Here is a 19,328-nt window from a genome sequence, read left to right on the forward strand (position 1 = left end):
CAAGCAGTAATGCTTATCCGAACGGCATTACCCTATTAGGTCGCGCTTTTTTTATGTCCGTATTTTCCCTAGTTAAGTTTCCCATGACCAAAATCTGATGCTTGAAGTGCGTGACCACTTTATATCGCTAATGGCGTTAAATGGTAAAACTGACCATCGAATAAAAACCATACTACACCTGTTCCAACAAAACAGACTTCTAACTTATACAGGTACTAAAATGAAAAAGATTGCACTTAAAATTGTAGGACTAACGGTTTTGGCTTCTGCGCTAACTGGTTGTATCGGTAGTAATGCCGTAACAGGGAAAGTGATGAAATTTAACGTTGAAGTTGTCGATAACCGCTATGCTCGTGCAGGTGTAAACTTCTTATTAGCGCCTGTATACGGTATTACAACCGCAGCCGACTATGTCGTATTCAACTCACTTGAATTCTGGACAGGTAAAAACCCGATCAGCGGTTCTCCACACGTATTTGATACAAAAACAGATACTCACTTCAAAGTGAACGATGAGCTAGACCCAAGCCTTAAAGAAGCTCCTGTAGGCCCAATTTCAAACAATCGCACGATTGAAACGGGTGAGATGATTAAGATCGACGAGAATACGGTTCAAATGGACATCGTCTATACCTCTGGTGAAACGGCGACTCTAACGGGTATTAAAGACGGTCAAAACGTTAGCTATTACATGGATGGTCAACTTGTATCGCAAACGACTATCGCTGAGTTAGAGAAGATTCAAGGCACAGAAGCGTAAGATTCATCGCCCACACAGAGTTCCAACTTAAAGAAACTTTGAAGCTCATCAAATAGAAAAAGCTCGGCAATTGCCGGGCTTCTTTATATGCGCTCTATTGGGATTGAGACTGTGCGAGCCGAATACTCACTAAGCTCGCTACCATTATGGCTAAGTAAAAGCTACCAATAATGGATTCCATAAACACAAAGAATTGAGCAATAGGCAGAGCTGGTGAGATGTCTCCATAGCCAACAGTGGTCAGAGTGATAAAGCTAAAGTACATCGCATTGAACAAATTCGTTAACCAGACTTTCTCTTCTAAACCGTTAAATGCACTAGGAAAAATTTCCAAAATCAACAAGTAGATAGTCGACCAAGCAAAGCCTAACAGCAAGTAGATACAGATTGACCCGATAATATGATTGGGCGTCACCGTTTTTGCTTTCATCACCTGCTTTAACGCTGAGTAGATATGGGAGAACAAAAACGCAGCCAACGCCGATAACGTCACTATCGACAGGTTATAACCTTCCAAAAACGAAAATACACCTGATACGGACGCTGTTATCAACAACAGACCATACCAAGATCGATACAAGGCTCGCTCTCTATTGATACCAACAATTGAGCTCGCTAAGGTAATTATGATGAGAAATAGGATTGTTTTCTGACCTTGCGGGTAAAACTGCTGCATCACCGCGCAACCAAAAAACAACACCAACAGTGCATAGAATAAGAAGTAGAAGTTGTCGTCTTTCGAGACTGCCTTCATCTATTTCACCTCAGTCTCTGCTTTGTCTGTCTCTACTTCTGCTTGGTTTTTCTCTTCAAGCCCAAGCCACGCCATCATCAGCTCGTAGGTCAAACTCAGAATCACGGCACCAACAAACAAACCGACAATGCCTGACATCGCCATTCCACCCAATGCACCCAATAAAATAACCAGCATTGGAATGTGAGAGCCACGGCTCAGTAGTACTGGCTTCAAGATAGCGTCACTGCCGCTCACTAAAATACACCACACTAAGAACAAGCTCGCCGCCAGTGTCGATTCAACGCTGAACATGTAAATGATCGCAGGTAATAGCGCAAGAATCGGTGGAAGTTGGATTATCGCAATGAGCAGTACAGCTAGCGCCCAAAACGCAGCCGCTGGAACGCCTGCAATCACCAAACCGATTGCCGACATCATGGATTGAATCACAGCAACACCAATCACACCTTGCACAACACTGCGCACGGTCGATTTAGAGAGCTGTACCAGCTCTTCTCCTTTGCCGTCTGTTAAGCGCGCCACTAAGTGAGTCACACCCGTTTGGCATTTATCGGCATTACTCATGAACGCACCAGCAATGATGGTCGAGATGATAAATTGAATGAAGCCACCACCTAGCGAGCCAAGAACAGAAGCCGCTTTCGTCGCGAACTGTTTAACTTCGTCTGCATACTTTATGAAAGTGCCTTCAATATTGTTCGAGGCGGCAACCAAGGTTGAATAAACCTTTTCCCCTATTAATGGAATATCTTGTAAGGACTCTTTCGGTTTAGGCAATGACAATGTGCCATCTTGAAGCCCTGTCATCAGGTCAGTCGCGCTGGTGTAGATACCAGAAGAAAGCGCCGCCAAAGGAATAAATAATAGAATCACACCAATAAAGCTCAGCAATGCACTGGCTTTACCTTTCGACATCCCGGTTTTATTTGAAATTGCGACCGCCACTGGATACAAGGCTGTCGCAATGATCGCACCCCATATCACCAAAAGAATGAATGGGCGCAAAATCGAAAAACACCAATACACGAGCATGGCAATCGCTGCGATCTTGATGGCAGCGTCTATCGCCTGTTTTGAAAAATCATCGGTTAACTTCATGAGACGTCCTTGTTAGACAAAATTAAGGCTGATTTTGTAGGAACTTCCAATTCCGTGTTTCTAGGAATAGAGAAGCCAAAATCATATATATTCCAATTAACACTAATTGGAATATGCGTATAAGGGTGTTGCTATCGATATCACCGGAGCTCATCAATGTGCTACCAACCAGTACGAGCAACGTACTAAATGCAGTGGCGAAAATAGGTGCTTTTTCGGGAACCGTGTAGATCTTGGTAGCCATAAGAATGGCAATAAGTCCTATAAACAAAGAATAGAAGACAATATTGGGTACTATAGAAAGAATTGAAAAAGCAGCAATCGCCAGTAATCCCCCTATACCGTTACTTATCACCAGAAAAGCGCTCAACTTTATCGACTTCTCTGACGTAATCATCAACGATAACAACGCAATGAACATCATTGTCAGCAAAGCTTCAGATATTTGAAAAATAAAGAAAAAACAAACCACTGGATAGGAGATAATCATCGCCCTAAAGGCCGCATACCAACGCTGTTTCTTTTCGAGTGGCGCAGCAGCGAAGCCTGAGAACTCCGATTTAGGCTCAGGGAAAAACACATGCACTAACGCAAAAAGCATGACTGAAACCACACCAGAGGTCGCTAGGCCAGAGGCCAGCATTACTGATACGCCAGGGTTATCAATCGCCATAAAAGGCAACATCAACACGGCAATCAACAGTATGGTGGCGAACAGGTTCCATTTTGGGTCGACAAACAAGTAGTAGCCCCAAAGCATCATTAGCCCCACTAAAATCAGCAATGGGATTGGATAATGGGTAATTCCTCGCGACAGCAATAAACCTAACCCCATTGTCACCACAACGGCCAAGAGCAATTCGTAGACCGTTTCCTTATGGAGATTTGGTTTATCAATTAAGAACTTAGCAGTGAACACTGGCGCCACAAACGCAAGTGGCCAGTTTATCCACGCCGCCAAGAAAACAGCCAACGTGACCCCGACCGTAAATCGCAGGATCCGTTGCTGTGTTTGTTGGTCAGGAATCGGCTTATCGGACATAAGACAATACGCTAATCAAACGAATCCATACCTTGCCTATCGCATTGAACACAAAGTTATCGCCGCTATAAACAATCACATCCGCTTGTCCACCTACTCGGAGCATGCCTGTCACTTCTTCATTATCAAATTCAATGGTGATAGGAAGCATCTGTGTTTGACGCAACCAACCCGTTTGCTGGTTGGCTTGCGCAAGCTTACCTGCTTGATCATTCTGTCCCCAATCAACACCCCAATCGATGCTACTGACTCGGCCTTTTACCACTTTGCCCGGTGCAAAATCTAACGCTACTTCGACTTCATCACCGACCGTAACGTTACCTAGGCTGTTCTCGCGATAATAAGCTTCAATCCAGATATCTTCCGTTGAAACAAAGGTCATGATTGCTTGCCCTGCTGATGCATAAAAACCTTCAGACAGGCTAAAGTTAGAAACACCACCTTGCGTCGGCGCTGTGATCACAGTGCGCTCTAGGTTCAATTGAGCTTGTTCAAGAGCTAGCAACGCCGCTTTTACTTGGCTGTTTTCTTCACCTTCTTTACCCATTTGCTTCTTAGCACGGTCAAGGTCTGCTTCCGCGTTTACAACCGCCGCTCGAGACGTCGCTAGTGAAGCTCGCGCTTTGTCCGCATCGGATTTAGAAACCACACCTTTGTCAGCCATCTCTAAAACACGCTTGGCTTGTAACTTGGTATTTTGTCTCTCTACCATCGCTGACGTGAGCTTCGCTTGAGCTGAAGCAATGCTCGCGGTTTGAGCTCCGACATTTTGGCCAGCAATTTCTAAGTTTTGCTCAGCTTGTTGTACGGCAATTTTATAATCAGAATCGTCTAAAATAGCGAGCTTATCGCCTTGATTAACCAATTGGTTAGGTTGAACTAGAATATCGAGTACTTTACCTGATACCTCAGGCTTGATTGGAACGATATAACCTTTTACACGTGCATTATCTGTAATAGGGATGATGCGGTCTGAAATGACACTGAAGATCAACATGAATGCGACAAACAACAATAAGTAGTTTGTAATTTTTCTTACTCTGTCTTTTCCATTTTCTTGCTGGCCAACTTCTTCATTGGCTTCTTGCTTATTCCCGTTGACTTCTGACATGGGACTCCCTTCTAGATAACTAACATCAACAAAATTAATACCTTAAAAATAAACCCAGCGATGGAAAACTCAAGTAAATAGAGTTAGATTTAGTAAACAAAACGTTGCAAATTATATGCACGTCTAATAATGCGACAATATATACAGGATTGTATACTCATGACCTCCAGTCACTACCAAGTCCCGGTAATTCAAACGAACTACGCTAAGATTCTGGTTCAGGTTTTTTCTGACTATGGTCTTGATTTGCATTTGTTGCTCAAAGACTCGGGTTTACCACCCGACCTTATCGAATCAGAAAGTGATTTTGTGCCATCAGAATCAATCAAACGTTTGATTTATCTTACATCAGCACAACTAGGTGTCTCTCGGTTCACCGATGTTCTTGGGCTAGCATTTCGACGTCGAATCATCCCAAATGTCTTGCATCAATTTACCGAATTCGAAACCATCGGTGATTCGTTAAAACAGATCAATTCAATTTTTTCCTATGATTCACCAGGCAGCAAAGTCGAGTTTATTCAAGAGCACAATCAGAGCTGGTTTTGCCGTACAGCCCCTGAAGATAATTCACCTATGTTCGAATGGGGCGAAGCATTTGCTATAATTTATATCATTGAATTAATAACCATTTTATCTCAATCACCCTGGTTACCTAGTAAGGTTCGCTTGCAAGGGCACGATATCGATGTCGTCAAAACACTAGTACCAAATAGTTGCCAGCTGTTTGTTAATCAGTCGTCGACGGCAGTGCTTATTCCTGACGAAATCTTACAGCTCCCTATCCGCTTAACATCAAAAGAGCTCAGTGCTAAACCGACACTCATTGAGTGGCATACCAGCTTTACCGATAGCGTTTATGAGCTTCTAGAGCCGTACATGAAAGAGCAAGACCTCTCTCTTGAAGACGCCGCAGAGCTGCTCAACTTTTCAGTGCGAACGTTCCAACGCAAACTCAAGAACGAAAATACCACTTATCGAAAGATCAAAGAGAACCTGATGTTTTCGGTAGCTTGCGAACTGATGGAAGAAGGCCACACACTGACCTACATTTCTAGCCAGCTCGGTTACACCAACATCTCTCATTTTTCCCGTGCGTTTAAGCGTGTGTCTGGCCTTACGCCAAAGATTTACCAACGCTCAATCTCGGCTTAGATACCACTCTCACCGATTAGCTAAGTGCGACCAACTCTTAGCAAAGCGCGATGGAGGTCGCACAGCCTGAGCTAGAGCTACACACTCTATTTCGCCCGTTACCTTTAGCGCGGTAAAGTGCCTTATCTGCACTGCGATAGGTCGCTTCGGCTTGCGCCTGTATTTCAGCCACACCACTGCTCACGGTCAGGTTCAATGTTGTCCCTTTGGTAATCACTCCTTTCAATCGATACATCGCCTCAAACGCTTCTGCTAAATTGGTTTCAGGCATCAAGATAGCGAACTCTTCTCCGCCTACTCGCGCGACGATGTCAGTGTCTCGGCTGTTGTTTCTCAACAGTTCAGCGACCTCTTTCAGCGCTGAATCACCTTGGTCATGACCGTGATTATCATTGATAGCCTTGAAGTGATCTAAATCGATCAACGCCAAACAAGAATGCGTGTAACCATAACGCTCTGCCAGGTTTGAATAATGTTTTAAGTCGTTATCAAAACGGCGTCGATTCCAGCACCCTGTCAGTGAATCGGTTTCCACCAGCATTCTTAATCGACGCTCCAATATCTTACGTCGGCTAATATCCGTAAAGGTCACCACGTACTTATTATTGTGCGGCAGGATTTCGGTTAGCTTTTCCACTACAACGTTAACGGTAAACTGCTCACCAAGTCGACTTACGCCACTCAACTCACCTTTCCATCTCTGGTTTTCCTTCAGTGAGCGAGTAATGGTCGCGATTAGGCTGCTGTTATTCATAAAACAGAGATCAGAAATCGGACGAGATTCAACTTGGTCAAAGGCATAACCTGAAACCCGAGAGAACTGTTGATTCACTTGTATGACTCTCAATTGACTATCGAGGACAATAAAACCTGCGACACCATCAATGATCGCTTCCGACAAGTTATTCTTGCTTTGAGCCATTTCATGTCGATAAAGGCGTGCGGTAATAAGAGTGCTAAGTAAAAACAACGCACACACCGAAAAAACCATGGCTGGCGTAGAAGCAATACTCAGCAACCACAAGCTAAATGCCATATTGAGGACAAGTGCAGACACCACGTATAGCGGCATTTTTCGGTCATAACTTAACTTGTTCATAGTTTGCTCTGGTGATGGGCGAATGACTATGATGGCTAAGTTTTGATTAAGATATTTACCATTTTACGACACATACAAATTCAAATTATATGGGTACTTTGAAGATCAACAACTTATGCTAATTGTTGAGTAAGAAGAGCAAACTACCACCGCTGAGTGAGCTGCCATAATTGAAGTTAATCCCGACACCGAAGTTATCAAAGAAGTAAGAGTCGTAAGGGACATCGAACACCAACCCAGCGCCGAATTCATAGTAATAGTGTGTATCTAAAGGATCCGTTAAATCCCCTGCTATATCGATTCTTCTAAAGTTATAGTGGACCTGAGGGTTGTTTAACGACCAAGCATCGAGCGCAACATTTTGCCTAAACTCTAGTTCATTAATAAATCGCATCCCTTCAGGGTTGCCGATATCGCCATCGTTCGCTTCACCCCATCCAGTCCCATAGAAATAACGCACTCGAGAAGAGACATTCCAGCTGCCCCACTCCTTTGGTTGCAAGTATTGAAGTTTGACTGAAGGTTCAGCAACAAGCGCCCATGCTGATGTATTCAATGCGTAGCCATCTAGCTGAGATTGAAATGCTTGAGAGTAGCTGTTGTTGTATTCGTATTTATTGCGGTAATAGAGCAAGTGAGTGCCTAACCCATAGGCGATAGACCAATACTGGTTTAAATGGTTTTGCCCTCCGAAAAAGCCATACAGGCCCAATACTGAATCTTTGTTTGGGTTAACACGACGGTCAGAGGTCACTTCCGGTGAGATTTCAATATCCTGTTCAGAAAGCGCATAAGACCCTCGCACAGACCAAATAAGGTCAAGATCAGGATCATCGGTGTTAATCACCGAAGAATAAGGAATGGAGCCCACACTCACTTGGCTTCGAGTATCGATGGTTTTATCGGAGCCGAAACCATTGTCGTTCAAATTGATAAATGAATTAGGGTCAAAATCAACAAAGCCTATAGATACGGCATCGCTGTCAGTCAACGTAATAGAAGCCGCGAAGATCTTCTCTAAACGATTTTGAATCGCTTCATTTGAGGCACAGGCCGAGGATGAAAAAAGGCCAGTTAAGATCAGAGCAATAGAAGAGGAATACAGCGATTGGGGTGAAAGCATTAAGTTGACTCCTTTCAAACTTATGCTTCAAGTGTAATTGGTAACTTAACTATTTCAATCAGAGAGTTAACGGTGTGGTTGATACTGCTCTCAGTTCCAGCTGCAAGAGCGTTGCCAAATCGATGGATCCCCAAAGCTCTTCTACGTCTTGGATTCTAAAATGAATAATCATATGCGCCCTGTCTAAATTGGAGTCTTATCTTGGATCATTCTTAAAACCCTTACTTACCATAATACGCCAAGCCGACTTTAAGACCTGTTTCGCATATAAAACAATAAGCATTTGAAAATTATAAGATTAACTCCTAAGTTTTTTATAATCCTTTACTCAGGAAGAAGTAGATGAGCAATATAGAAAAAGTATATGGATTTAATACACCCCAACGACTCTTTGTCGGATACACGCTTGCGGTACTCGTCGATTTAACGGTTCTTAATTTTTTTGATGAATACTGGGACTTCGTCAATATCGAATCATTCACCATCTCATTTGCAGCTGCGATTTTGCTTCAACTCCTACTCAAATTGTCTATCGGCTTAGAACATAAGCTGGCGGATTACTTCAAATCTAAACCGGGGACTGCGCCTAAGATTTATCGCGGTTTATCCAGTTACGTGATTTTGGTGGGCTCTAAGTTTGTGATGTTGGAAGCCATCAATATCTTATTTGGAGACAAGGTAGACTTCACAGGCCCTTGGAATGGTGTGGTGGCGTTCTTCGCTGTGGTATTCACGATTTTGGTCGCAGAGATTGTTGTTTCAAAGATCTACTTCGCACTTGATGACACGCCCAAAGCCGAAAAAGCATAGTCGCTTTTGACACACACCTAAGACGAAAAAGTGAGCCTATCAAGGCTCACTTTTTACATATATTCTTTACGTTTCAGCGATTAACAAGCAGAGAAGTTAGATAAAGACTCTCGCTCTAATACCGAATACCCAAGCACTGCTTTCATTGGAGAATGCAGGATCCTTTATGTACTGGATGTCAGGTGTTACTTGGAAATGGTCACCAAACTGCATGTTGTAGTAGATCTCCGCAGTCCACTGCTCGTCTGAATTTGCGACTGGTTGCAGAATTTCTTCATTCAATTCAGACCAATTGACAGCTACACCAAGATTGTTTGTTGGCTTACCTAATCCGAAATAACCGAAACCAACACTCAGCGACTTATCATATAGCGCGACTTGCCCTTCAGAGATACCACCACGTACAAACGGCATCACTTGATCAGTCATGAACTGACTCCATGAGAAGTTCACACCTTTACCACCGTCAGTATTATTTTGGTCTGGGTAAGCGAGGTTATGGCGCGTATCGTCACCAAAATCCCAAAAAGTCACATGGAAGTTATCGGTGTAGATCTGCTCTTGCGAAGCCGTCCAACCTAATTCCAGTGTGGTGAAGTAAGACGCATCACTACCAAAGGCAGTATCAAAGCCATCAAAAATGTCATCTGATTTCCCCTTTGCGTCCGCGATACCACCTACGACATAAAAATTTTCGCCCAACATATGACCAGCAGAAAGGGCCAATACACCATCATCAGGTAAGCCCATCGCACCAGAGCCTGTCGAGAATGCCAAGTTAGTAAAACCAGACCATGGGCTTGCTAGGGCGTAAACATCGGCATAGTTCGTCACATCCTGCCAACCGACAACAATAGTGCCTTTGCCATCGTTGATTTTTTGCTTCCAATTTAAGTCCGTAACACGAAACCCTTGGTCACTAAAAGCCGGTGCTATCAAACCTACATATCCAATTTGGTCTGAACCTATAAAACCAAACTCTTTTGGCGCAGTATCACCATAAGCATGCCTATGTTCCACCTTCCAAACCAGGCTACCTGAGTTCTGTGTGTCCTTTCCGAATAGATGCCATGAACCGTATAATCGTGCCACACCCGACGATGCATCAACGCTATCGCCGCCAACTCCATCCCCTGAGGTCAGCCCCAAAGCAAAGTAATCTGCACCAAATGTAAAACCATCTTCAGCTAATGACTCCCTCCAAGATTTCTTTTGTGCTTTCTGCTCTGCAATTGTATTTTCAACAGAATCCGGGCCTTCAAAGTTAGCGCCGTAAACAACGCCGCTCATTGGGCTTGCCGCCATCACAATAGCCATACTTATTTTAGAGAATCTTGAGTTCATCATGTCACCAGTGCTTTTTAAGTTAGTTTTATTTTAGTTATTACTCACATTGAAAATTGTCATTTGATGACAACCATTAATTTTCTTTTTCATAATAGTCTTCGATCATCGAAGCTTTCATTTCATAACCCATAGTGAGGTTACTTTTACCATCGACTAGGAAGACCTCTTCAGTCACTTTGTTCGAGCTAAAGTCACCTTCTACCCACACTGGGTACTGAACATTTTGTACCTGAAAGCCTTCAGGGAAAGACACGCGCACAATCTGGTTTGCAGGTGGTGGTGGCATGTGAATACACGCACCCGCCACGGGCACTAACAGAAACTCGGTTGCGGTCATGCCCTCGGAGAACTCCAGTGGAACGATGAAACCGGGAACTCGTACTTTCTTGCCATCAAACTCTGTCGTGATGGCTTCGGCGTTTGCTTTCATGGTTTGCATGTATTCATCACGCAGTGCGATCATTTCGTCTGCGTCTACACCCTGCTCTTTTAGCGTTTGTTTGAATAATAAAACCTGTTGTTGAACTTGCTCTTCCTCTGATGCACTCATTGCTATCACACCTTGTAATAGACGCATTTGTTGATCGGTTAGATCCGGCATTTCTACTTTCATTTCGTGAGACTCTGAGTTCAGATCTTGCCACTCAAGATTCATCGCTGTTTCAGCAAAAGTAGGTAAAGCAACGGTCGTCAGTGATACCATTGACAGGATAAGAGAAAGCATTTTTTGCATATAGAACACCTTGAAGAGGGGTGACCTACCCAAATAGGTCACCCATTAAAGCTTAATTTTTTAACTGAGTTGTCGAACTGAGTTACAGCGTGTTTTTGTAGACTTTGCCATCTTTCATGATGACTTTAATGGTGTCGATTTCAGGGCTGCGCGGCTCTGCATCAAACCATTTTTCGTTTGCCCCAATCACTGACAAGTCTTCAAGTGGGTTGCCTTCAACAATAATGATATCAGCGTATGCACCCGCTTTGATTTCGGTAATACCGTCGGCATTAAAGCTAACGCTATTTCGAGCCATACTGGTTGATGAACCAAAGAAGTGTTGGTTAGCCGTGGTTAGGTTACTGAAATCGGCATGCGAACCCGTCGGGCCAATAAATGCGCCTGATGTGTAAAGTCGTGGGCCCGGCAACATGCCAGAATCGATTGTTTTACGTAAGCCAGTATTCAAGCCACCAGCATCACGCCACGTGGTGAAACCCGATTGAAACGCGGCGTTCGCGTTCACTGTCGCTCGCGCGGCTAACTCTTCGATCGTTCGGTTGTTTTCGTGGTCACTTAGATTACCGCCGTTCAGCAGTAAGTGTCCGTGGCCTTCGATTAAACCCGGCATTAGCGTTTTGCCTTCGCCGTCGATCACTACAGCGTCACCAGCCTCGATCTGGCTCACAGAGATTTGTTTGATGAGATTGTCTTCGACTAATACATGATGGTCTTCGTACAATTTGTTTTCAGTACCATTGAACACATCGACGTTAGTAAATAGCGTTGATGCTGCATTTGCAGAAAGAGCAAATGAACACGAAAGAGCCACAACAGAGAGCTTTAAGCCAGTATTTTTCATTTTTACACCTTGTTATCCATAAATGAGTGGAATCCACTTCCCATAACGATTCCGTAACTACTAATGAGTGTTATGAGGTTTCAAAGGTGTTTTTCATTACCCGCGACACTCGCAAACAACAAGATAAAACAACTCATCAACATTCAATAACTTAGTAGTGATACTGACAGTATTCAATGTTGAAAAATGGCCATTTGGTGACAACGATTAATTATGCGGATCAAGTCCTGCTTACGTAATGATTTCGATACAGTCGTTATTTCGGCTACAACTTCTATTAGCGTTGTTGTAGCCGCTCTTTTCGATACTGTCTTGGTGTCATGTTCATCTGTCGTTTGAAGGCACGTGTAAAATGAGAGGAGTCAGCGTAGCCCATCTTTGTGCCTATTTGAGTAATCGACAAATCCGACTGCGTGAGCAGTTCCAAAACCTGCTCGAGCACCATCTCTTCTATCAAGGTTTTATAGACGACACCTTCGTTTTCTAGTCTGCGTTGGATGGTTCTGACATGAATATTCAGAATTTCAGATGCCAAGCTAATTGGGAGCTTCCCCATCGTGAGATAAGGTTTAATCACAAGTTTGAATGCGCTCAGAAATGAGCTGGGTAGAGGCGTGGTTAGTTCAGGTGTATGGCCGCTCTTTGACAACACGATAGGCGCAAGCATGATTTCTTCAGGGATCTCAAAAGCTGTGACCGGTCTATGCGTATAAAACTGAGCACTGCCCATTTGTGGTAGAGATTGAAAACATTCGAGGTCGCCATTCTGAATTCCGACCTCAGACGGCTTCCAACGACCTTTCGTTAATACTGAAAGTAGCTCGTTAATGAAAATAACAGAGAACAGTTCAGCGAACTTAAACCAAGGTGCGTTAGTAAATGGCTTCTCGCGAACCAACCACCACTTGCCTCCGGATGGCTTGGTATAGACATTCGCACCATTGGATACGAGCTTCAACTGCTCACCAAATTGGTCTAGCGTGCTCTTTAGCGAATCCTGATGACTTAGTTTAGCGACGAACCTTGGCACATAGGTTTGTTTGCAAAAGCTCCACATAAACAGTGAAAACTCTTCTCGTGACGCCGACTCACCCATAATTTTGACCACGTTTTTAATGGTGGTCTCAGGGAGGTACTCGTAATGGTCGCTACTGGTGAGAATGTCATTGGGGATTTTGGCACTGCGTAACAAGGTGTAGATTTCACCATCGATATGTTTGAACAATTCCGCAAACAGCTCGACTTCCTTCTTATCTACCACTGTCATTATCTGAGAGGTATTTGGCATCCTTTCCTCTTAATCTGTTCTTTCTAGAACTCTAATTATCACCTTATTTAAGATAGCAGAACAAACGATGGGTTACCTAGGCCTACTAACCGAATGTCTCCGTCAAAATAACGAATAAACAAACGGTTAGTGGCCAAAATAGTGTTTACTGACTTGGTAGATTACTGAACGGCTAGCTCCCCTCTGCGTACCCAGAATGCTCGAACATGGTCATAAGTCAGATTAAACACAAACGCGTAAATGGTAATAAAAATGGTCACGCCGATATCCATTAAAAATGCCTGCCAAATCCCCACATCAAGTAAGTAAGCCATCACTGGGATCGTCGCCACCAGCAAGCCTGCCTCAAATAGCACGACATGAAAAACACGTAACTTGAGCGAACGCTTTGATTTTTCACCCGTGAAGTAGCGATCAAAAATGCGGTTGAAACAGTAGTTCCAAATCATGGCGATGGTCGCAACAACTATCATGGTTCCTGATAAGGCATTCACATCATGATCGGTAAATATCGCTAAACCTATAATTGAAAGTGTTACAGCCAAAACTTCGAATAACACTGAGTGGAACACTCTTTCTAACGTACTCATACATTCCTCTAAATAATCTAGTCTGTGTTGGATTAGCTCGGATTATGTCATCGAAAATAATAAGAGAAAGTTAACAGCCATCACGATTAGTGATAGCCTGAGCATTGTCATCCTATTTGGTATTGAGCGAGAGGTAACATGTACAGTTTTGAGCAACTAAAAGTATTCGTCACCGTGTGTGAAAGTGGCTCTTTCTCTGCCGCCGCTCGCAAACTGAAACGCGCTCAGTCTGGAGTCAGCCAATCGATCGCCAACCTAGAAATTGCCATCGACCAAGAGCTGTTTAACCGAGAGAAAAACATCCCCGTTTTAACCAGCAAAGGTAAAGCGTTATTGCCTGTGGCCAAGTCGATCCTTGACCAGCAAAAGTACTTCGACCAAAAAGTAGAATCGCTGACCCAAGAAGATGAGCACGAACTGATCATTGCGGTTGATGAAAGCATCATAGATAAGAATTTCATTAAGATAATCAGCTCACTGGCCGATCAGTTCCCAATCACACACTTCGATATTATTACGACCTCAACCTTCGATGTTGAAGACCTGGTGAGACGTGGCGAAGCGCAGATTGGCATCATCTATGCGGATGGTGAACTTAAAGTGGATATGGACTTCTTCTTACTGGGCCAAGCCCGCTTTCTTACGGTTAGCTCCGCCACTCACGAACTCAGCCAAATGTCGGTAGTACAAGACTCAGATCTAAAGCGTTATCGCCAATGTGTGCATCGCAGTTCAAAGCAGCGCGAACTGTGGTTCACCTACGGTATTAGCTCGATGCTTTGGTATGCCAACAACCACAAAACGATCATCGATCTCGTTGAACAGAACGTTGGCTGGGCAAATGTGCCTGAAATGATGGTGATGGAAGGCATTCAAAAAGGCGATCTTGTGGCGTTACCTGTTTCACACGAGCATGGTGGTTGGATTACTCCAGTGGGTTGTTTGGTGTCTCGCAGCCACATCAATGGCCCAGTTCTCACCAGCCTTATCGAGCAGTTTAAGAGGCACTCACTGCAATACAATCAATGGCAGGCAAACTAAGCTCCCTAATCTTCAAACATCGTCAGTTCAGAGATTCAATATCGGCGTGGAACTCACCACTGCTACCTCATTTCTGCTTATCTTGCCGATAAATATCTTTGTCGTCTGGATAGAACACCCTAGTTGATGTCCAAAAGTGACCTAACTACACTGCGATCCCAACGGGTTTGTCTTTTCAAATGAATTTAGACAGACCCAAATCGCTCTTTAACACCACTGACCCAACTTCAAATCTCCCAGATAAACGCCCTGCCTTGCAGTCGCTTATATCGGTTTCAAATAGATCACTTTTTGAATATTGATTCGCACCCAGTTTATGAGCGCTCTTTGAGTGCTTTTTTATATCTAAATGAACCTTTTGGAAAATTTGTCGTGAACGTTTTAAGAAATATTTGCCCTGAGAAAATGGGTAAAGAGCGTAACAAACGAGAGTATGATTTACGCGTACTTAATTGTGTCAGTGAAAGCGAATATGAATCGCGTATGGCGGTTTGGAATAGCCTAGCGTTAACTGCTACTCCGTCTGCTTCGGAAACAAAGGGCTTCATCGATGAGTCTTTCAACAAGCTTCAACAAGACCTGAAAGAGGCTAGCCGTGAGTTGTCGATTAACTACACGGACTTCATCGCAATGGCGCATGAAGAGATCAACTACATTAAGGTGTTTGTTGCTGATAAAACTGCACAATACGGTTGGTACGCTGCGATCGTTATTATGGTCATCGGCACGGTTGCTCTGTGCATTCAATAGACCAAACGATGTGTTAGATAGAGCACCTTAAATGCTCCATCGATAAACACATGTAGCACAACTCTGTGCTTGTGCTTCCACTAGAAAACAGATGACCAACCTCATTTGTTTTCTAGTTCTACTCCCCCCCCCTTCACTCTCCCATCAGAGATAGCAAATCCTGCGTCGCTTGTTTTGGGCTTTCAGCGTGACATATCGCTGATACCAAGGCTAATCCATGAATACCAGTCTTAACCAACTGCGGAATGTTCGACTCGTTGATTCCACCGATACCCACAATCGGTAGCTTCGTTGTCTCCAACGCCATTTTAATTCCATCATAGCCCCAATGTTTCTTAAGATTTGTCTTAGTCGGTGTGGCAAACAACGCGCTGAGGCCAATGTAATCAATCGGCAAGCTGTCGGCTTCTTGTAGTTGCTGCTCAGTTTCAATTGATAGACCAAGAATCTTATCAGGGCCAATCAGCTTGCGTGCTAATACTGCCGGCATATCCGATTGCCCTAAGTGCAAACCATCGGCATCGACGGCTAATGCCACATCCACTCGGTCATTGATGATCAGCGGAACACCTGAGCCAACCAAAATCGACTTTACGGCTTGTGCTCGTTCAATGAAGGCCCTTACATCCCCATGTTTCTCTCTTACTTGAACCATAGTGACGCCACCCGCAACCGCTTGTTCAACCACAAACTTAAGCGTTTCTAAATCTTGTTGGTCATCCGTTACTAAATAGAGCTTATAAGGGTTCATATCGTACCTTTGGAGTCGATGTCTAAAATTGGCGTTGCACTATTTTACCGACAAATCGCATCATGTGCATGGAAGTTAATACTAAATTAGCTCAATTACACACGCACCATCGAATACGCAACTCGTTGAAAGCATACCGAAAAACCTGAACTTTTTAACTAAAGCGTTACTTATTACACAAAGAATTCACTTCAAGCATGCCCAGAACGCTGTTTTATGAAATACTCCACAGTGAAGGAATCAGGTAAATATAGGGATAGTTATGCGCCACCTTTCTATAGCGTTTAAGATCAAGCTTGGTTATGCCATCTGCTTACTCTTTTTCGTCATTTCAGGCCTTGTGAGTTACAAAGGTATCCAAACCTTGTCGAACGGCTTTAGTCAATACAGTGATCTCAGCCAGAAAGCGACACTGTCAGGCAACATTCAAGTGCACTTTCTTCAGATGCGTTTAGCCTCTGAACGTTACTTAGAGTCATTGGATGAGCAATACGAAACGAATTATCAATCAAGCAAACTCGCGATTGATGAACTACTCAACAACTTAATCCAAACCACCACCAAAACCGATAGCCTAGCTAGTCTGCAATTAGTGCAAGACAGCGTGGCGGCATTTGACACGGCTTATGGCTCAATGAAACAGAGCCAGCTGCTCATCGACCAATTGGTGAATGTCGAGATGGTCAAACGAGAAACCAACGCCCTCAAAGCCGCTCAGAGCTTGTTGTATGAGTCTTACAACAACAACGATCCAAACGCGAGCTTATACGCGGGTATGTTGATGGAGAACTTCCTCGCAGCCAAGATCACTGTACTGAGTTACTCAAACAACAACGACCTAAAAACCTATGAAGCGGGTAAAGATATCTTTGAATACGCGCTGCCAGGTATTGAAGGCGACATTGAGTCTCTCAAATCATCCCCTTACCAAAGCGAGCTTATTGAAGACTTCTCTAACCAGCGCGAAGCGTATGCAAAAGGCTTTGAGCAAGTTCATCAACAGATGATTGAGAACACGCAAAGAACCGCGACTCTTGCCTCGATTGGTGACAGCTTGGCTATTGCAGTCGCGGATGCTCAAAGCATTCTAGAGCAACAGAAACAAGCATTGACGCCTGAACTGCAAGCCAGTGAAAAACGTTCGATTCAAATCATCTTCTTGCTAACGGGTGTGGCTTTAATCATTGGTATGACAAGCGCTGTTTTGGTTACTCGTTCAATTACTAAAGGGCTTGCGCAGGTTAAGCAGATCACCAACGAACTTTCTCAAGGCAATCTGAATGTCGAAGTGAACATTGAGAGCAAAAATGAGATCGGCGAACTGCTGACCAACATGGAGATTACTATTGAATCTCTACGCGATATCGTTGGCGAAGTGAACCGATCTAGTGTGCGTATTGGTGAGATGTCGGAGTCACTCAATCAAGTGACCAATAACAGCTCGACCAACGCGACACAGTTGAACAATGAGATGATCAATATCTCTTCTGCCGTTGATCAATTGGCTTCAAGCACATCAGAAATTGCTGCAAGTGCTAACCACGCGTCTCAGGTTGCAAACCAAGCAACTGAGAATGTGGCGATGGGACTGAAAGAAGTAGACAAAACACTGCATGAGATTGGCAGCGCCGATGAAAGCATGCAGGTCAGCAGCCAAAAAGTGACGGACCTACACAAAGAGTCGATGAACATTGGTGCCATTCTTGAAGTAATCAAAGGCGTTTCTGAGCAAACTAACCTACTGGCATTGAACGCAGCTATTGAAGCCGCTCGTGCGGGTGAACAAGGTCGTGGATTTGCAGTCGTAGCCGATGAAGTAAGAACCTTAGCTAAGCGTACCCAAGATTCAGCTAGCCAGATCGATGAACTCATCACCTCGTTACAACGTGGCGCTAAAGATGCGTTAGAGTCGATCAAAGAGAGCCACAGCACGGTTTCCGATGCATCAACTCAGGCACAACAAGCCTCTCAGAACCTGCATGTGATTAACCAACACATTCAAGATTTGAACCAGGCCAACAGCCAGATCGCAGTATCGGTTGATGAACAGGATTGCTTGACTAAGTCGCTGGGTGAAAATGCGCAAGGTGCAAACACCATCGCACAAAGTAACCAAGAGTCTGTAAGCAGTATTTCTGGCGCAGCGAGTGACTTAACTGAGGTTGCTCATCACCTAGAGAGCCAAGTGAATCGATTTAGAACCTAACGAAACCAATTGCTGATATAACGAGATAGCTAACACTACAACGAGTTAATACGGTTTTGAAGCAATAATAGAAAAGCCCTCAACACATATGCTGAGGGCTTTTTAATAAGCTACGAATGCAGATCTAGATTGAATCTACTGAATCTTCAAACGTTGAATCAGTGTCTCTTCATCTAGTTGATACAGCTCATCAAGCAAGTTCACCTGCAGGCTACCCGGGCCGCGTGAGTTCTCAGCCGCGATTTCACCAACCACACCCAATACCGCCGCTGCCGCTAAACCACTTTCATCACCAACAGCAGCAAATGCGCCCGTCAATGCAGTTAAGGTACAGCCCATGCCCGTTACATACGGCATCATTGGGTGCCCGTTGTTTAACATCACAACACTGTCTTTGGTGACAACGTAATCTATCTCACCAGAAATAACCACATTCGCACCGTATTCACCCACTAAGCATTGCGCTGCGCCTAATGCAGCATCACTACTATCTAGTGCATCAACGCCTTTGCTCTGTGCTTGCTCACCCGCTAGCGCGATAATCTCAGACGCGTTACCACGGATGATCAATTTATCCGCTAAACGTGCGATTTCACAAGAAGTCTCGGTACGAAGCGTACTTGCGCCACAACCCACAGGGTCAAGAACCACCACCTTGTTGTTCGCGTTGGCTTGTTCTACAGCAAAACACATTCTTGGCGTCCAAACACTGTCGAGCGTTCCGATGTTGATCACCAAAGCGCCAGAGAAAGACATCATCTCTGCCAGTTCTTGCTGTGAGTGAGCCATAATAGGCGAAGCGCCAATCGCCAATAACGCATTG

General features: G+C 44.1%; 19 protein-coding genes. 6 read left to right on the forward strand and 13 right to left on the reverse strand.

Annotated elements, in window-relative coordinates:
• Nucleotides 1-220: 220 nt before the first annotated feature.
• Nucleotides 221-760 (forward strand): DUF3332 domain-containing protein, encoded by a 540-nt coding sequence (locus A142_RS11770; RefSeq protein WP_029405412.1) that lies wholly within the window; start codon nucleotides 221-223, stop codon nucleotides 758-760.
• Nucleotides 761-854: 94 nt separating this feature from the next.
• On the opposite strand, the gene A142_RS11775 is transcribed toward A142_RS11770, so the two are convergent.
• Genes A142_RS11775 through A142_RS11790 form a run of 4 tightly spaced genes read right to left on the reverse strand, consistent with a single transcriptional unit; the run spans nucleotide 855 to nucleotide 4,768 of the window.
• Nucleotides 855-1,514: a potassium channel family protein gene (locus tag A142_RS11775; RefSeq protein WP_019821769.1), complete on the reverse strand. Its 660-nt coding sequence runs from the start codon at nucleotides 1,512-1,514 to the stop codon at nucleotides 855-857.
• Nucleotides 1,515-2,615 carry an AI-2E family transporter gene (locus A142_RS11780; RefSeq protein ID WP_019821771.1) on the reverse strand — a complete coding sequence of 367 codons (1,101 nt, stop codon included), beginning with the start codon at nucleotides 2,613-2,615 and terminating at the stop codon, nucleotides 1,515-1,517.
• Between the two features lie 22 nt (nucleotides 2,616-2,637).
• Nucleotides 2,638-3,657 (reverse strand): DUF2955 domain-containing protein, encoded by a 1,020-nt coding sequence (locus tag A142_RS11785; RefSeq protein ID WP_019821772.1) that lies wholly within the window; start codon nucleotides 3,655-3,657, stop codon nucleotides 2,638-2,640.
• Entirely contained in the window at nucleotides 3,647-4,768 is a 1,122-nt protein-coding gene (locus A142_RS11790) for an HlyD family secretion protein (protein ID WP_019821774.1), read from the reverse strand. The genes A142_RS11785 and A142_RS11790 overlap by 11 nt, the downstream gene beginning before the upstream one ends.
• 159 nt (nucleotides 4,769-4,927) lie before the next feature.
• On the opposite strand from A142_RS11790, the gene A142_RS11795 reads away from it, so the two are divergent.
• Complete coding sequence (locus A142_RS11795) at nucleotides 4,928-5,923, forward strand: helix-turn-helix domain-containing protein (RefSeq protein ID WP_019821777.1); 996 nt, start codon at nucleotides 4,928-4,930, stop codon at nucleotides 5,921-5,923.
• A 37-nt stretch (nucleotides 5,924-5,960) separates the two neighbouring features.
• Here the strand turns inward: A142_RS11795 and A142_RS11800 are convergent, their stop codons facing one another.
• A complete protein-coding gene (locus A142_RS11800) occupies nucleotides 5,961-7,022 on the reverse strand; it encodes a sensor domain-containing diguanylate cyclase (RefSeq protein ID WP_019821779.1) in 1,062 nt (353 codons plus the stop codon).
• A gap of 118 nt (nucleotides 7,023-7,140) precedes the next feature.
• Complete coding sequence (locus A142_RS11805; protein WP_019821781.1) at nucleotides 7,141-8,145, reverse strand: Solitary outer membrane autotransporter beta-barrel domain; 1,005 nt, start codon at nucleotides 8,143-8,145, stop codon at nucleotides 7,141-7,143.
• A 342-nt stretch (nucleotides 8,146-8,487) separates the two neighbouring features.
• On the opposite strand from A142_RS11805, the gene A142_RS11810 reads away from it, so the two are divergent.
• On the forward strand, nucleotides 8,488-8,955 hold the full coding sequence (locus A142_RS11810; RefSeq protein WP_019821783.1) for a hypothetical protein: 468 nt from the start codon (nucleotides 8,488-8,490) through the stop codon (nucleotides 8,953-8,955).
• A gap of 96 nt (nucleotides 8,956-9,051) precedes the next feature.
• On the opposite strand, the gene A142_RS11815 is transcribed toward A142_RS11810, so the two are convergent.
• From A142_RS11815 to A142_RS11835, 5 genes are all read right to left on the reverse strand, one after another.
• Entirely contained in the window at nucleotides 9,052-10,260 is a 1,209-nt protein-coding gene (locus tag A142_RS11815; protein ID WP_019821785.1) for a carbohydrate porin, read from the reverse strand.
• 115 nt (nucleotides 10,261-10,375) lie between these two features.
• Nucleotides 10,376-11,035 carry a DUF3299 domain-containing protein gene (locus A142_RS11820; protein WP_019821788.1) on the reverse strand — a complete coding sequence of 220 codons (660 nt, stop codon included), beginning with the start codon at nucleotides 11,033-11,035 and terminating at the stop codon, nucleotides 10,376-10,378.
• A gap of 82 nt (nucleotides 11,036-11,117) precedes the next feature.
• Nucleotides 11,118-11,879 carry an amidohydrolase family protein gene (locus tag A142_RS11825; RefSeq protein ID WP_019821789.1) on the reverse strand — a complete coding sequence of 254 codons (762 nt, stop codon included), beginning with the start codon at nucleotides 11,877-11,879 and terminating at the stop codon, nucleotides 11,118-11,120.
• A gap of 277 nt (nucleotides 11,880-12,156) precedes the next feature.
• The gene (locus A142_RS11830) at nucleotides 12,157-13,146 is read right to left on the reverse strand and encodes a helix-turn-helix domain-containing protein (RefSeq protein ID WP_029405414.1); all 990 of its coding nucleotides are present in this window, start codon (nucleotides 13,144-13,146) and stop codon (nucleotides 12,157-12,159) included.
• Nucleotides 13,147-13,328: 182 nt separating this feature from the next.
• The gene (locus A142_RS11835; RefSeq protein ID WP_019821794.1) at nucleotides 13,329-13,757 is read right to left on the reverse strand and encodes a PACE efflux transporter; all 429 of its coding nucleotides are present in this window, start codon (nucleotides 13,755-13,757) and stop codon (nucleotides 13,329-13,331) included.
• A gap of 138 nt (nucleotides 13,758-13,895) precedes the next feature.
• On the opposite strand from A142_RS11835, the gene A142_RS11840 reads away from it, so the two are divergent.
• Both A142_RS11840 and A142_RS11845 read left to right on the forward strand, forming a co-directional pair.
• Nucleotides 13,896-14,798 (forward strand): LysR family transcriptional regulator, encoded by a 903-nt coding sequence (locus A142_RS11840; RefSeq protein ID WP_019821796.1) that lies wholly within the window; start codon nucleotides 13,896-13,898, stop codon nucleotides 14,796-14,798.
• Between the two features lie 405 nt (nucleotides 14,799-15,203).
• The gene (locus A142_RS11845; protein ID WP_019821797.1) at nucleotides 15,204-15,548 is read left to right on the forward strand and encodes a hypothetical protein; all 345 of its coding nucleotides are present in this window, start codon (nucleotides 15,204-15,206) and stop codon (nucleotides 15,546-15,548) included.
• 133 nt (nucleotides 15,549-15,681) lie between these two features.
• Here the strand turns inward: A142_RS11845 and thiE are convergent, their stop codons facing one another.
• Nucleotides 15,682-16,299: a thiamine phosphate synthase gene (gene thiE, locus A142_RS11850; protein ID WP_029405415.1), complete on the reverse strand. Its 618-nt coding sequence runs from the start codon at nucleotides 16,297-16,299 to the stop codon at nucleotides 15,682-15,684.
• 262 nt (nucleotides 16,300-16,561) lie between these two features.
• On the opposite strand from thiE, the gene A142_RS11855 reads away from it, so the two are divergent.
• Nucleotides 16,562-18,505: a methyl-accepting chemotaxis protein gene (locus A142_RS11855; protein ID WP_019821798.1), complete on the forward strand. Its 1,944-nt coding sequence runs from the start codon at nucleotides 16,562-16,564 to the stop codon at nucleotides 18,503-18,505.
• 135 nt (nucleotides 18,506-18,640) lie between these two features.
• Here the strand turns inward: A142_RS11855 and thiM are convergent.
• Nucleotides 18,641-19,328: hydroxyethylthiazole kinase (gene thiM / locus A142_RS11860; protein ID WP_019821799.1), on the reverse strand; the 688-nt coding region annotated here is incomplete at its 5' end.

Source organism: Vibrio splendidus 12E03 (assembly GCF_000272105.2).
Classification (GTDB): Bacteria; Pseudomonadota; Gammaproteobacteria; order Enterobacterales; family Vibrionaceae; genus Vibrio; species Vibrio splendidus_I.